This window comes from Pseudogemmobacter humi, assembly GCF_900609055.1.
Classification (GTDB): domain Bacteria; phylum Pseudomonadota; class Alphaproteobacteria; order Rhodobacterales; family Rhodobacteraceae; genus Pseudogemmobacter; species Pseudogemmobacter humi.
The window spans coordinates 134,459-148,206 of the sequence record NZ_UXAW01000081.1; the positions used below are offsets into that span (position 1 = coordinate 134,459).

At 69.6% G+C, this 13,748-nt stretch carries 12 protein-coding genes; 8 read left to right on the forward strand and 4 right to left on the reverse strand.

The genetic code is table 11. The annotated features are described in order from the left end of the window. The first annotated feature begins 96 nt into the window (after positions 1-96). The 3 genes from cysS (at position 97) to XINFAN_RS13905 (ending at position 3,952) form a co-directional block, all read left to right on the forward strand. Positions 97-1,461, forward strand: a complete 1,365-nt coding sequence (cysS, locus tag XINFAN_RS13895; protein WP_124087456.1) for a cysteine--tRNA ligase — start codon at positions 97-99, stop codon at positions 1,459-1,461. Between the two features lie 86 nt (positions 1,462-1,547). Beyond that, positions 1,548-3,179 (forward strand): citramalate synthase, encoded by a 1,632-nt coding sequence (cimA, locus tag XINFAN_RS13900; protein ID WP_124087457.1) that lies wholly within the window; start codon positions 1,548-1,550, stop codon positions 3,177-3,179. After that, positions 3,176-3,952, forward strand: coding sequence for a squalene/phytoene synthase family protein (locus XINFAN_RS13905; protein ID WP_124087458.1), 777 nt, complete (start codon positions 3,176-3,178; stop codon positions 3,950-3,952). Before cimA ends, XINFAN_RS13905 begins: the two co-directional genes overlap by 4 nt. Position 3,953: 1 nt before the next feature. Here XINFAN_RS13905 and XINFAN_RS13910 read toward each other — a convergent pair whose 3' ends face one another. Then, on the reverse strand, positions 3,954-5,159 hold the full coding sequence (locus XINFAN_RS13910; protein WP_124087459.1) for an MFS transporter: 1,206 nt from the start codon (positions 5,157-5,159) through the stop codon (positions 3,954-3,956). Positions 5,160-5,271: 112 nt separating this feature from the next. Between XINFAN_RS13910 and XINFAN_RS13915 the strand changes: the two genes are divergently transcribed. Further along, on the forward strand, positions 5,272-5,904 hold the full coding sequence (locus XINFAN_RS13915) for a DNA-3-methyladenine glycosylase family protein (RefSeq protein ID WP_124087460.1): 633 nt from the start codon (positions 5,272-5,274) through the stop codon (positions 5,902-5,904). Beyond that, positions 5,901-6,560 (forward strand): alpha/beta hydrolase, encoded by a 660-nt coding sequence (locus XINFAN_RS13920; RefSeq protein ID WP_124087461.1) that lies wholly within the window; start codon positions 5,901-5,903, stop codon positions 6,558-6,560. The genes XINFAN_RS13915 and XINFAN_RS13920 overlap by 4 nt, the downstream gene beginning before the upstream one ends. A gap of 164 nt (positions 6,561-6,724) precedes the next feature. On the opposite strand, the gene XINFAN_RS13925 is transcribed toward XINFAN_RS13920, so the two are convergent. Both XINFAN_RS13925 and speB read right to left on the reverse strand, forming a co-directional pair. Further along, on the reverse strand, positions 6,725-7,705 hold the full coding sequence (locus tag XINFAN_RS13925; protein WP_124087462.1) for a glucokinase: 981 nt from the start codon (positions 7,703-7,705) through the stop codon (positions 6,725-6,727). 68 nt (positions 7,706-7,773) lie between these two features. Then, complete coding sequence (gene speB, locus XINFAN_RS13930) at positions 7,774-8,736, reverse strand: agmatinase (protein ID WP_124087463.1); 963 nt, start codon at positions 8,734-8,736, stop codon at positions 7,774-7,776. A 134-nt stretch (positions 8,737-8,870) separates the two neighbouring features. Between speB and XINFAN_RS13935 the strand changes: the two genes are divergently transcribed. Continuing rightward, a complete protein-coding gene (locus XINFAN_RS13935; RefSeq protein WP_124087464.1) occupies positions 8,871-9,866 on the forward strand; it encodes a TDT family transporter in 996 nt (331 codons plus the stop codon). A 4-nt stretch (positions 9,867-9,870) separates the two neighbouring features. On the opposite strand, the gene XINFAN_RS13940 is transcribed toward XINFAN_RS13935, so the two are convergent. Then, positions 9,871-10,566: a type 1 glutamine amidotransferase gene (locus XINFAN_RS13940; protein WP_124087465.1), complete on the reverse strand. Its 696-nt coding sequence runs from the start codon at positions 10,564-10,566 to the stop codon at positions 9,871-9,873. A gap of 186 nt (positions 10,567-10,752) precedes the next feature. Between XINFAN_RS13940 and guaB the strand changes: the two genes are divergently transcribed. Both guaB and XINFAN_RS13950 read left to right on the forward strand, forming a co-directional pair. Continuing rightward, positions 10,753-12,201: an IMP dehydrogenase gene (gene guaB, locus XINFAN_RS13945; protein WP_124087466.1), complete on the forward strand. Its 1,449-nt coding sequence runs from the start codon at positions 10,753-10,755 to the stop codon at positions 12,199-12,201. A 358-nt stretch (positions 12,202-12,559) separates the two neighbouring features. Beyond that, on the forward strand, positions 12,560-13,714 hold the full coding sequence (locus tag XINFAN_RS13950) for an RsmB/NOP family class I SAM-dependent RNA methyltransferase (RefSeq protein WP_124087467.1): 1,155 nt from the start codon (positions 12,560-12,562) through the stop codon (positions 13,712-13,714). Positions 13,715-13,748: the final 34 nt, after the last annotated feature.

Genomic DNA, 13,748 nt, shown 5'->3' on the forward strand with positions numbered 1-13,748 from the left:
CTGCATTACCCGCTGATCCCAGGGTCGCGCGGGCGCTTCGTCTTTCTTCACGGAAAAACCGGCCCGCGCGGGGGGAAAGCCTCGCGAGGACAAGACATGGCCACGATCCGGCTGACGAACAGCAAGACCCGCCGCAAGGAGGATTTCGTCCCCCTCGATCCCGCCATGCTGCGGATCTATGTCTGCGGCCCCACGGTCTATGACCGGGCCCATATCGGCAATGCGCGCCCGGTGGTGGTGTTCGACACCTTGTTTCGCCTGCTGCGTCATGTTTACGGGCGGGATGGCGTGACCTATGTCAGGAACTTCACCGACGTTGACGACAAGATCAACGCCCGCGCCGCCGACACAGGGCGGCCGATCCGCGACATCACCGACGAGACGATTGGCTGGTTCCACGACGACATGGACGCGCTCGGCGCGCTGCGCCCGACGCATGAGCCGCGCGCGACCGAATATATCGGCGCGATGATCGCGATGATCGAAAGCCTGATCGCGAAGGGCCATGCCTATGCGGCTGAGGGCCATGTGTTGTTCCGCGTCCGCAGCTACCGCGATTACGGCGCGCTCTCGGGCCGGTCGGTCGACGACATGATCGCGGGGGCGCGGGTCGAGGTGGCGCCGTTCAAGGAAGACCCGATGGATTTCGTCCTGTGGAAGCCCTCGGAAGCGTCGCTGCCCGGCTGGGAAAGCCCCTGGGGCCGCGGGCGGCCCGGCTGGCATATCGAATGCTCGGCAATGTCTTACGAGCTGCTCGGCGAGAGCTTCGACATCCACGGCGGCGGGCTGGACCTGCAATTCCCCCACCACGAGAACGAGATCGCGCAAAGCTGCTGCGCCCATCCGCATGGCGGTTTCGCGAAGATCTGGATGCACAATGAGATGCTCCAGGTCGAAGGCAGGAAGATGTCGAAATCGCTCGGCAATTTCTTCACCGTGCGGGACCTGCTGGAGCAGGGCTGGCCGGGCGAGGTGATCCGCATGGTCTATCTGATGACGCATTACCGCAGCCCGATGGACTGGACGGCGGAAAAGGCCCGCCAGGCCGAGGCCACCTTGCGCAAATGGCGCGCGCTGGTGGCTGGGGCGGGGCAGGGCAGCCCTGCGCCCGCGGTGGTCGCGGCTTTGGCCGACGATCTGAACACCCCCGGCGCGATCGCCGAGCTGCATGAACTGGCGAAGGCGGGCGACGGCGCGGGGCTGAAGGCATCGGCGGCGCTTCTGGGCCTGCTGGAGGACCACATGGGCGACTGGACCGGCGCGAATGTGGACCTTTCGCCCTGGGCCGGGCGGCTTGCCGATCTGCGCGCGGCGGCGATGGCGACGAAGGATTTCGCCCCGGTCGATGCGCTGAAAGCGGCGCTGCTGGCGGCGGGGGTCGAGGTCAGGATGTCGAAAGCCGGGGTAGAGCTGGTGCCCGGCCCCGGCTTCGATCCGGCGAAACTGGATGCGATCGGCTGAGGCCGCCCGGAGTTTTCCAAAACTCCGGGCAATTTTCTTCGAAGAAAATTGCAAATTCCTTTGAAGGAATTTGCGGGGGGACAGGGATGAGAGAGCGGCTCTACCTATTCGACACCACGCTGCGCGACGGGCAGCAGACCCAGGGCGTGCAGTTTTCGGCTGCCGAGAAGGCGCAGATCGCCCGCGCGCTCGATGCGCTCGGGGTGGATTACATCGAGGGCGGCTGGCCCGGCGCCAATCCGACCGACAGTGATTTCTTCCGGGACGCGCCCGCCACCCGCGCCATCATGACCGCTTTCGGGATGACGAAGCGGGTGGGCCGCTCGGCCGCGAACGACGACGTGCTGGCCGCGGTGCTCGATGCCGGAACGCCCGCGGTCTGCCTTGTCGGCAAGACCCACGACTTCCACGTCATCACCGCGCTCGGGGTGACGCTGGAGGAAAACCGCGAGGCCATCGCCGCCTCGGTCGCCCATGTCGTCGCCAAAGGCCGCGAGGCTTTGTTCGACGCCGAGCATTTCTTTGACGGATACCGCGCCAACCCGGAATATGCGCTTGGCTGTCTGCGCGCGGCTTATGATGCGGGCGCGCGCTGGATCGTGCTCTGCGACACCAACGGCGGGACGCTGCCGTCCGAGGTGAGCCGCATCACCGCCGAAGTGATCGCCGCGGGCATCCCCGGGGCAAGCCTCGGCATCCATTGCCATGACGACACCGGCAATGCGGTCGCCAATTCCCTCGCTGCGGTCGAGGCCGGCGCGCGCCAGATCCAGGGCACGCTGAACGGGCTGGGCGAACGTTGCGGCAATGCCAATCTGGTGACGCTGATCCCGACGCTTACGCTGAAGGAACCCCTCGCCAGCCGGCTGGAGACCGGCGTCACGCCCATTGCGCTGGCGGGTCTGGTGAAGACCAGCCGGATGCTCGACGACATTCTGAACCGGGTGCCGCAGCGCGCCTCGCCCTATGTCGGCGCCTCGGCCTTCGCCCATAAGGCGGGGCTGCATGCCAGCGCGATCCTCAAGGATCCCGCGACCTATGAGCATATCGACCCCGCGCTCGTCGGCAACGAGCGTCAGATCCCGATGTCGAACCAGGCGGGCCAGTCGAACCTGCGCGCGCGCCTCGCCGCGGCGGGGCTGAACGTCGATCCGAAAGACCCGCGCCTCGCGCTGATCCTCGATGAGATCAAGCGGCGCGAGGATCAGGGCTATGCCTATGACGGCGCCCAGGCCAGTTTCGAGATGCTGGCGCGGGGGGCCCTTGGCCTTGCGCCCCGGTTCTTCGAGGTCGAGCGCTACCGCGTCACCGCCGAGCGCCGCCAGCTTCCAGACGGGCGCCGCCTCAGCCTTTCCGAGGCGGTGGTGGTGGTCGATATCGGCGGGCAAAGGATGCTCTCGGTCTCGGAAAGCCGCGACGGGAATGGTGAGGACCGTGGCCCGGTCAACGCGCTCTGGAAGGCTTTGGCCAAGGATCTGGGGCCCTGGCAGGGCTGCGTCGACGATATGCGGCTGGTGGATTTCAAGGTGCGCATCACCCAGGGCGGCACCGAGGCCGTCACCCGCGTCATCATCGACAGCGAGGATGGCCAGGGCCGCCGCTGGTCCACCGTGGGCGTCAGCGCGAATATCGTCGATGCGTCTTTCGAGGCGCTGCTCGACGCCGTGCGCTGGAAGCTGATCCGCGACATCGGCCTGAATGCGGGGAAAGCGGCGTGACGCTCGACGCCTGCGCGGCTCTGATCGAGAAGGGCGATCCCGACCGCTGGCAGGCGCTGCTGGCCGCGCCGGTCGCCGCGCGGGCGCGGCTGCTGCCGCTTTACGCGCTGAACCTGGAGGTGGCCCGCGCGCCCTGGCTCACCCGTGAGCCGATGATCGCCGAGATGCGGCTGCAATGGTGGCGCGATGTGGTGGAAGAGGCGGCCGCGGGCAAGGCGCCGCGCGCGCATGAGGTTGCGGGGCCGCTCTCCGATCTGATCCGCGGGGCGGGGCTGCCGGTTGATGTGCTCGATGCGCTGATCGCCGCGCGCAGGCATGACGCCTGGAAGCAGGCGTTTGCGGGTGAGACCGCGCTCGATGATTACCTCGCCGACACCGCGGGCGGGCTGATGTGGCTCTCGGCGCTGGCGCTTGGGGCGGGTCCCGGGGCCGAAGCGGCGGTGCGCGCCTATGGCCGGGCCGCGGGGCTGGCGGCTTACTTCACGGCGGTGCCGGAGCTTTCGGCGCGGGGCAGGGCGGCGCTGCCCGATCCCGCGCCCGGGGCGGTGAGGCGGCTTGCAGAGCGCGGTCTCGGCTGGCTGGCCGAAGCCCGTGCCGCCCGGGCGACGGTTCCGCGCCGCGCCGCGCCCGCGCTGCTTGCGGGCTGGCAGGCGGGGCCGCTGCTGCGCCTCGCCGCCGCGACCCCCGAAGCGGTCGGCGCGGGGGGGCTGCACCTGTCGGAATTCTCGCGCCGTGGCCGGCTGTTGTGGCAGGCGATGAGCGGCCGCTGGTAGCTCAGGCCCGCTCCTGCGGGCGCAGCCAGAGCCAGATCAGTGCCCCCCCGGCCATGACGAGGAAGGGCAGCATGGCAAGGTTCACCATCTGCCAGCCCGCCTGGACCGAGCCGCCCGAGCAGTTCATCAGCCCGCCCGACGAGAACGAGGCCATGGTCACGCCGCCGAACACCACCAGATCGTTCAGCCCCTGAAGCCGCCCGCGCTCCTCGGGCCGCTGCGCCTGGGTCAGCATGGTGGTGGCGCCGATGAAGCCGAAGTTCCAGCCGATCCCCAGCAGGATCAGCGCGGCGAAGAAATGCTCCAACTCCACGCCGGACATGGCGACCGCGCCGGCTCCGGCCAGGATGGTCAGGCCGAGCGCGATGATCTTCTCGACCCCGAACCGCGCGATCAGATGGCCGGTGAAGAAGCTGGGCACATACATCGCCAGCACATGGGCCGAGACCACATCGGCGGCGTCCGAGGTCTCGAACCCGCAGCCCACCACCGCCAGCGGCGAAGAGGTCATCACGAGGTTCATCAGCGCGTAGGACACCGTGGCGCAGATCATCGCCACCGCGATCGCCGGGGTGCGGATCAGCTCGGCCCGGCTGCGGCCGCGCGCCACACCGGCGGCAGGCGGCGCCGGGCGCGGGATCCTCAGCGCGAAGAACAGAAACATTCCGACGAGGTTCAGCGCGATCACCGAAAGATAGGTGCCGATGAACGGCACCACCCAGGCGGTTGCGGTCAGCTTGACGATCTGCGGCCCGATCACTGCGGACAGCAGCCCCCCCGCCATCACCCAGGAGATCGCCTTGGGCCGGAAGCTCTCGGAGGCGGTATCGGCGGCGGCGAAACGGTAAAAGCCCTGCGCGCTCATATAGATGCCGGTCAGGAAGGCGCCGAGGCAGAACAATGCGAAACTGCCGCTCCACAGCCCCCAGGCCCCGAAGACCCCGCCCAGAGCGCCGCCCAGAGCGCCGAGGACGAAGCCCGCGGTGCGGCCATGGCGCTGCATGAAGGCCGAGATCGGTGCGGCCGTCAGCATCGAGCCCATGACCGAGAGCGAGATCGGCAGCGTCGCCCAGCAGATATTCGGCGCCAGCGTCTGGCCCGCAAGCCCCGCGACGGTGAAGACGATGGGCATCTGCGCGCCGAGGATTGCCTGGGCGAGGATGAGAACGAAGACATTGCGCTTTGCGGTGGAATCGGAAGGAATCATCTGCACTCCGCTGGTTGGCGCCACCGAACGCCTTCCGGCGCAGGAGGGTCAAGCCCCGATCTGCGCGCGGCGCGGATTGCCTTCCCCCGCCGGCCATGCGCATCCTGCCGCCATGACCCTGCGCCTGATCCGCTCCGACGCCTGCCTGACCGAGGGCATGGCCTGGCTCTCCTCACACGAGCCGCGCTTTGCCGGGGCTTACCGGCTGACCGGGCCCTTGCCGCTGCGGCTGCGCGCGGACGGGTTCGGCGCGCTTCTGGATGCCATCGTCAGCCAGCAGGTCTCGGTCGCCTCGGCGCGGGCGATCCTCGCGCGGATGCAGGCGGCGGGACTCAGTTCGGAAGAGGCGATCCGCGGGGTGGGTGAGGACGATCTGCGCGCCGCGGGCCTGTCGCGGCAGAAAGCGCGCTATGTCAAGGCGCTGGCCGATGCGGCGCTCGATTATCCCGCGCTGCGCGAGGCGCCCACCGGCGAGGTGGTGGCGCAACTGACGGCGCTGCCGGGGATCGGGCGCTGGACCGCCGAGATCTATGCGATGTTCGCGCTCGGCCATGCCGATGTCTTCGCGCCCGCGGATCTGGCGTTGCAGGAATCGGCGCGGCGGCTGTTCGGGCTGGAGACGCGGCCGAACGAGCGCGCCCTGCGGCAGCTGGCGGAAACCTGGTCGCCCTGGCGGGCGGTTGCGGCGCGGCTTCTCTGGGCCTACTACCGGGTGGACAAGGGCCGCGAGGGGATCATCGGATGAGGGAACTGAATTTCGGCCGCAAAGGCGCGGCGCAGGGCCAGGCGAGGTCGCTCGTGGTGCTGCTGCACGGCTACGGCGCGGATGGCAACGATCTCCTGGGCCTTGGCGACGTGCTGGCGCCGCATCTGCCCGGCACCGCCTTCGTCGCCCCCGACGCGCCCGAGCCCTGCGCCGGCAATCCTTTCGGGCGGCAGTGGTTCCCGATCCCCTGGCTTGATGGTTCCAGCGAGGAAGCGGCCCGCGCCGGTCTGCTGGCGGCGGCGCAAGACCTGAACGGTTTTCTGGAGGCGCGGCTGCTCGACGAAGGGCTGGGGCCGGAGGCGCTGGCGCTGGTGGGCTTTTCGCAGGGCGCGATGATGAGCCTGCATGTCGCACCGCGCCGCGATGCGCCGGTGGCGGCGATCGTGGCGATCTCGGGCCGGCTGCTGGTGCCGGAACTGCTGGCGGCCGAGGCGAAGGTGAAGCCGCCGGTGCTGCTGATCCACGGCGATCAGGATCCGATGGTGCCCTTCGCCGAGATGGACCTCTCGGGCCAGGCGCTGACCGGCGCCGGGTTCGAGACCTATGCCCATGTGATGAAGGGCACCGGCCACGGCATCGCGCCCGATGGCCTTGGCGCCGCGCTCGGCTTCCTGAAGGAGCGGCTGCCGGGCTGAAAGCGGGGGAGGGGGCCAGCCCCCTCGCGCGTTCCGCGCTCACCCCCGGGATATTTAGAGACAGAAAATGACAAAGAGGGGCATTTTCTGTCCTTAAATATCCCCGCGCGGCGCGCATCCGCCGCTTCGTCGCGGGCGACCGGCCCGGAGAGGGGCGAGGGCGCTCAGCCTCTGCGCAGGGCTTCGAGCCAGGCGGCGCAGCCGGTGAGGGCGGCGTAATCGTCCTCGACCACGCTGACGGCGAAAGCATGGGTCAGGAGGTCCACCCGGCGCGGCTCGCGGAACTGTTCAGCCAGCCGCAGGCGGGCCAGATGCGGGGCCATGGCGCGGGCCATGCCGCCGATCAGCCAGATCCCGCCCCAGGGCAGATGGGTCAGCGCCAGATCCGCAAGAGACTGCGCAAGGATGCGGGTGTAAAGCGCGGCGGCATGGTCTGCCACCGTCTCGCCTGCCTCAAGCGCGGCGATCACCTCTGCCGCGGTCTTGCTGCCCGGCAAACCCGCCTCGGCGGCGGCGAAGGCGAAGAGGTTGCCGAGGCCGCGGCCTGAGAGCACCTCTTCCACACCGCAATGCGGGGGCTCGCCCTGGCCCGCCAGCAGTGATTCGATGAATCGCATCAGGCGCAGGTCTTCCTCGCTGCGCACCGGCATGTTCATATGGCCGCTCTCGGACGGCGGCACCACCCGCGCGGCACCCCGCCCATGCACCGGCGCGGCATTGACCCCGGTGCCGAGGCCGATGACCAGCATCGGCGCGCCATCCTCGCGCGGGCCCGCGATCAGCGGGCGCAGCCTGTCTGCCGCGATATGGCCGAGCGCATGGCCCTGGGCCTGAAGGTCGTTCAGGATCGCCACCCGCTGCGCGCCGGTGGCGGCCGCGAGCTTTTCCGGCCCGATCACCCAGTCGAGATTGGTCATCCGCGCGATTCCGGCGCGCACCGGCCCGGCGGCGGCGACGCAGGCGCCCCCGACCCGGGCGCCGCTCTCGCCGAGATATTCGCTCAGGATCGCGGCGATATCCTCGCCGCGCGCCCTGTAGTCCGCATTCGGATATCGGCGGATGCTGCCCTCCAGCACCCGCGCGCCCTCGGCCAGCGCGACCCTGGTATTGGTGCCGCCGATATCGGCGAGGATCGCGAGGCTCATGGCGTTCTCCCTTTGCGCTCTCCCTCAGGGATACGGGGCTTCGGGGCCCGACCGCAAGCCGGGCGGCCTCAGCCGCGCTGGCTGCGGGCGTGGAAGATGAAGCCGAGGAAGTTCAGCAGCACCTGCGCCGCGAGGATCTGGGTCGAGCCGCTGTGATCGTAATCCGGCGCCACCTCGACCAGATCCATCCCCACCACCTCGTGCCGGTTGGCCACCGCCTGGAGGATCTCCAGCACCTCGTAATAGAGGAAGCCGCCGTGCGAGGGCGTGCCGGTGCCGGGCGCGATCGAGGGGCAGAAACCGTCGATGTCGAGCGTGACGTAGATCCGCGCGTCCTTCGGGATGCGGTCGAGCACGCCCTCGGTCCCGAGTTTGCGGACCTGGCGGACCGAGAGGATGTCGTCGCCCATCTTGCGCGCGGCGTCATAGCCGTCTTTCGCGGTCGAGGAGACGTTGCGGATCCCGAGAGCGGTGATCCCCGAGACATATTCCTTCTCGGCCGCGCGGCGCATCGGATTGCCGTGGCCGTGGCGGACGCCGTGGCGCACGTCGACGAAATCGAGATGGGCGTCGATTTGCAGGATATGGATCGGGCCGCGGCCCTCATAGGCGCGGATGCAGGGGATGTTGACCGAATGGTCGCCCCCCAGCACCACCGGCAGCGCGCCCGCGTCGAGGATGGCGCGCACGCCCTTCTCGATATTGGCGTGGCTGGTCTCGGTGTCGGTATGGACGATATCGGCGTCGCCGATGTCGACGATGCTGACATCGGGGCCGAGATAGGTCGCGTCGTCCTCGTGGTCATAGGCGCCGCCATGGCCGAAGGAGAACAGGGTCGAGGCCTCGCGGATCGCGCGCGGCCCGAAGCGGGCGCCGGCGCGGAACTGGGTGCCGAAATCGAACGGTGCGCCGAGCACCGCCACATCGGCCGCGATCGCCGACCAGTCGCCCTGATAGGGGCGCTTGCCGAAGGTGGAGATTCCCACGAAGGGCAGATTCAGTCGCCCGCTGTCATAGCTGTTGGAACTCATGGTCCTCGTCCCTGTTGTCTTCTGTCGGGGGGCAGACTGTCGCGGGGCGGGCAGATTGGCAAGCCGGGCTGCGACGCCTTTGACCCTTGCGGGCGACACCTGCGCAGGATGTGATGGGCCGGAAGGGAGAGATCATGCCGCAACCGACCGTCCGCCCGCGCCCCAGGGCTTACCCACCGCCGGAATTTCCGCCGCGCCGCGCGGCACTGTTCGCCCGCACGCCTTCGGCGGTTTTTCCCGTGATTCTGGGCCTTTGTGGATTGCAGCTTGCGCTGCGGACGGGGCTGGCGGCGACCGGGCTTGCGCCCTGGGCCGGGGATCTGCTCGCGGGGCTGGTCCTGCCGCTCATCGCTTTCGCGCTCTTCGCTTATGGGGTGAAGATCGTCAGGCGAGCCCCTGTTATCATGGAAGATATTCGTGTCGTGCCGTCGCGCGCCGGACTGGGCGCGGCGGGAATGGCGGCGATGGCTTCCGCGGCGATTCTTGCGCCCTATGCGCCGGGGCTGGCGCAGGGGGTGCTGATCCTGGCGCTTGCCGCGCATGGGGTGCTGGCGCTTCTGGTGCTGCGGGGGGTGGCGGCGCTGCCGCCCGGGGCGCGCGGAGTCGATCCGGGCTGGCATCTGATCTTCACCGGCCCGGTGGTGGGCGCGCTTGCGGCCGCGATGCTCGGGCTGCGGGGGCTGTCGGTCACGCTGTTTTTCCTCGCGCTGGCGGCGGCGCTGGCGATCATGGCGGTGAGCCTGGTGCAACTGATCCGCCGGGTGCCGCCCGCGCCGTTGCGGCCCATGCTGGCGATCCATCTGGCGCCCATGAGCCTGTTTTCCTCGGTCGCGGTGCTGAACGGCTGGCCCGGGGTGGCCCTGGGGTTCGCGGCTCTGGCGGTGGCGATTCTCGCGGCGCTGAGTCTGGCGGCGCGCTGGATCACGGCGGCGGGGTTCTCGCCGCTCTGGGGCGCCTTCACCTTCCCGCTGAGCGCCTTTGCCGGGATGCTGTTCCTGAACGGCGCGACGGTTGCGGGCTGGCTGGCGCTGGCGGCTGCCGGCGTGGTGGTGCCGCTGATCGCCTGGCGGGTGCTGCGGCTCTGGCCGGGCGGGCGGCTCGCCGCGCTGACCAACGCCGCCGAGGCGTGACGCCTCAGATCAGCGCCACCCAGGCCCGGGCGATGGCGAGGCCATGGGCGTCGGCTGCGGCACCGAGCCGGGCCGCCTCGGCGGGCATGTCGCGCAGCCAGCCTGGGCGCATCCGCTCGATCACTTCGGGGAAATCGTGGTTCCAGGCGGCGGCGACGTTGCGGTTGGCCTCGAAATGGAACTGCATGCCATAGGTCGCGCGCCCGATGCGGAAACACTGGTTCGGCGTCACCGAAGACCCCGCCAGGCGCACCGCGCCCTCGGGCAATCCAAACGTGTCGGTGTGCATCTGGTAGATCGGAAAGCGCGCGGGCAGGTGGCCCAGAACCGGATCCTCGCCCGCCTCGGCCGTCAGTTCCACCTCGCACCAGCCGAATTCGGGCGCCTGGCCCAGCAGGTTCTCGGCCCCGAAGCCGCGCGCGAGGATCTGCGCGCCAAGGCAGACCCCCAGCACCGGCAGCCCGGCCCCGGACCAGTCGCGCATCATCTGCGCGAGCTGCGGCAGATAGGGATGCGCCGCGTCGTCGTTCGCCGCCTGTTCGCCGCCGAACACCACCAGCGCATCGGCATTGATCCCGGCGGGCAAAACATCGCCCTGGCGCGGCTTGTAAAGGTCGATGGCGGCGCCGGCCTCGTGCAGCGCCACGCCGAGCTGGCCGTGCTGGGTGCTGGGGGTGTTCTCGACGATGGCGACGCGCATGGGGGATTCCTTTTGCCCGCCATATCGGCAAGGCCCGCGGCGGCTTGCAAGGCCCGGCTTTGCAAAGCTGCATTCGGCAGGATTGTTTTGCGCGAAAACCCCGCGAAAACCGCATGAAAACCCTTGCGCATCCGCCGGGGAAGTGAAACAGGGAACCGCCAAACGACGATCCCTGAGGAGATTCCTATGGAGATTCGCGAGGCTCTCACCTTCGACGATGTCCTGCTCGTGCCCGCCGCGAGTTCCGTTCTGCCGGGGACGGCGGACACTTCCACTTATGTCACCCGCTCGATCCGCATGAACATCCCGCTTCTGTCGAGCGCGATGGACACCGTGACCGAGGCGCGCATGGCCATCGCCATGGCGCAGGCGGGCGGGATCGGGGTGATCCACCGCAATCTCGGTACCGAAGAGCAGGCGCGCGAGGTCTCGCGCGTCAAACGCTTCGAATCGGGCGTGGTCTATGCGCCGATCACACTTCGCCCCGAGCAGACGCTGGCGGATGCGAAAGAATTGATGGAGCGCTATCACATCACCGGCTTTCCGGTGGTGGACGGCGACGGCCGGGTGGTCGGCATCGTCACCAACCGCGACATGCGTTTCGCGAGCGACGAGAGGACGCCGGTCTCGGTGATGATGACCGCGGACAATCTGGCGGTGCTGCGCGAGCCGGTGGACCGCGACGCCGCGATCAGCCTGATGAAGGCGCGCCGGATCGAGAAACTGCTGGTCACCGACGGGGCGGGCAAGCTGACCGGCCTGCTGACGCTGAAGGACACCGAGCAATCGGTGCTGAACCCCCAGGCCTGCAAGGATGAGCTGGGGCGCCTGCGCGTCGCCGCCGCCTCGACCGTGGGCGATGCCGGGTTCGAGCGCAGCCAGGCCCTGATCGAGGCGGGCGTGGATATGGTGGTGATCGACACCGCGCATGGCCACAGCGAAGGCGTCGCCATCGCGGTCGAGCGGATCAAGAAATTCTCGAACCGTGTTCAGGTGGTGGCAGGCAACGTCGCCACCGCCGAGGCCACCCGCGCCCTGATCGGGGCGGGGGCGGATGCGGTCAAGGTCGGGATCGGCCCGGGCTCGATCTGCACCACCCGCATCGTCGCGGGCGTCGGCGTGCCGCAACTGACCGCGATCATGGATTCCGCCCAGGCCGCGGGCGACGTGCCGGTGATCGCCGACGGCGGCATCAAATTCTCGGGCGATTTCGCCAAGGCCATCGCGGCGGGGGCCTCCTGCGCCATGGTCGGCTCGGCCATCGCGGGCACCGACGAGAGCCCGGGCGAGGTGATCCTGTGGCAGGGGCGCTCGTTCAAGAGCTATCGCGGCATGGGCTCGATCGGCGCCATGGCGCGCGGCTCGGCGGATCGCTATTTCCAGAAGGAAGCGTCCTCGGACAAGCTGGTCCCCGAGGGGATCGAGGGCCAGGTGCCCTACAAGGGCGCGGCGGCGACCGTGCTGCATCAGATGGTCGGGGGCCTGCGCGCCGCCATGGGCTATACCGGCAATGCGACGGTGGCCGAGATGCGGCAGAACTGCCGGTTCGTGCGGATCACCGGGGCGGGGCTGAAGGAAAGCCACGTCCATGACGTGCAGATCACCCGCGAAAGCCCGAACTACCGCGTGGGCTGAGGGCGCGAGGGCGGCCCCCGTGGCCGCCCCTCACCGTTTCCGCACGGTGGCCTGCCGGCTGCGGCCCGGATCGGTGCAAGCCCGCCATGCCTTTCGCTTCTGCCGCGCAGGCATCGCCGGAGAAGGGCCTTTGCGCCGCCGGATGGACCTGTCCTTTCGCAAGGCTGCTCTTTACCGGACGCAAGAGCGCCGGCTGACCCGTTCCTGCCGTTTCCGGGGGGCCGTTCTTTCCCCGGGGCGGCATGCGCTTGCAGCGCGCGCGGTTTCGGAGGATCACGCGGGTTCTGTCCGCAGGGGGTATCGATGGCACGATCACCAGGGTTTTCCGCACCGGCCCGGCGCCGGGCAGGGGCGTAAGATGCAGGCTCCCGGCCGCGCGGCGGCGGCGACAGAGGTGCTCGACCGGGTTCTGGCGGGCGAGCCTGCCGAGAAGGCGCTGACAGCCTGGGCGCGCGGCGCGCGCTATGCCGGATCCAAGGATCGCGCGGCGGTGCGCGATCTGGTCTATGATGCGCTTCGCCAGCGCCGAAGCGCCGCGGCGCTCGGCGGCGGCGAGGATGGCCGGGCGCTGGTGCTCGGGGTGCTCCGCGCACGCGGGGAGCCGGAGGACAGCTGGTTCGACGGCTCGGCCCATGGTCCCGCCCGGGTGCGGCCCGATGAGGCGCCACGCGCGGCGGTGGGGGCGGCGGCATTCGACATTCCCGACTGGCTGGAGCCGCCGCTGCGCGCGGCTTTGGGCGAGGATTTCGAGGCGACGATGCAGCTGATGCGCGAACGCGCGCCGGTGATCTTGCGGGTCAATCTGGCGAAGATCAGCCGTGCGGGTGCTGCCGCGGCGCTGGCCGACGAGGGGATCGTCACCGCGCCGCACCCCCTGGCCGAGGCCGCCTTGCAGGTGACGCAAGGCGCGTCACGGCTGCGCCAGGCGCGGGCCTTCGCCGAAGGTCTGGCCGAACTCCAGGACGCCGCCTCGCAGGCGGTGATCGCCGCGCTGCCGCTGACGGACGGGATGCGGGTGCTTGATCATTGCGCGGGGGGCGGCGGCAAGACCCTCGCCATGGCGGCGCGGGCCGATCTGCGCCTGTGGGCCCATGACGCGCAGCCGCGCCGGATGGAGGATCTGAAGATCCGCGCTGCCCGCGCCGGCGTCCGCGTCACCCTGACCGCGCGCCCGGAAGAGGCCGCGCCCTTCGATCTGGTGCTGACCGATGTGCCCTGTTCCGGCTCGGGCAGCTGGCGGCGCGATCCCGAGGGGAAATGGCGCCTGACGCCCGCGCGGCTGGACGAACTGACCGCGATCCAGTCGGCGATCCTTGAGCGCGCCGCGGCCATGGTCGCGCCCGGCGGCTGGCTGGCCTATGCGACCTGTTCCTTCCTGCGCGAAGAGAACGAGGCCCGGGTTCAGGCATTCCTGTCCCGCAGCCCCCGCTGGGAGACGGTCCTGACCCGCCGCTATGGCCCGCTTGAGGGCGGCGACGGATTTTTCCTGGCGCTTTTGCGCCACAGCGGATGAAAAAGCGCAAATTCTCAGTGCGGTTAAGCCGTGG

Excerpts from the sequence above, each read along its gene's own strand:
- cimA (WP_124087457.1), top strand. The coding sequence starts at position 1,548 with ATGAGAGAGCGGCTCTACCTATTCGACACCACGCTGCGCGACGGGCAG.
- speB (WP_124087463.1), bottom strand. The coding sequence starts at position 8,736 with ATGAGTTCCAACAGCTATGACAGCGGGCGACTGAATCTGCCCTTCGTG.
- XINFAN_RS13910 (WP_124087459.1), bottom strand. The coding sequence starts at position 5,159 with ATGATTCCTTCCGATTCCACCGCAAAGCGCAATGTCTTCGTTCTCATC.
- XINFAN_RS13950 (WP_124087467.1), top strand. The coding sequence starts at position 12,560 with ATGCAGGCTCCCGGCCGCGCGGCGGCGGCGACAGAGGTGCTCGACCGG.
- XINFAN_RS13925 (WP_124087462.1), bottom strand. The coding sequence starts at position 7,705 with ATGAGCCTCGCGATCCTCGCCGATATCGGCGGCACCAATACCAGGGTC.
- XINFAN_RS13920 (WP_124087461.1), top strand. The coding sequence starts at position 5,901 with ATGAGGGAACTGAATTTCGGCCGCAAAGGCGCGGCGCAGGGCCAGGCG.
- XINFAN_RS13940 (WP_124087465.1), bottom strand. The coding sequence starts at position 10,566 with ATGCGCGTCGCCATCGTCGAGAACACCCCCAGCACCCAGCACGGCCAG.
- guaB (WP_124087466.1), top strand. The coding sequence starts at position 10,753 with ATGGAGATTCGCGAGGCTCTCACCTTCGACGATGTCCTGCTCGTGCCC.
- XINFAN_RS13915 (WP_124087460.1), top strand. The coding sequence starts at position 5,272 with ATGACCCTGCGCCTGATCCGCTCCGACGCCTGCCTGACCGAGGGCATG.
- XINFAN_RS13935 (WP_124087464.1), top strand. The coding sequence starts at position 8,871 with ATGCCGCAACCGACCGTCCGCCCGCGCCCCAGGGCTTACCCACCGCCG.
- cysS (WP_124087456.1), top strand. The coding sequence starts at position 97 with ATGGCCACGATCCGGCTGACGAACAGCAAGACCCGCCGCAAGGAGGAT.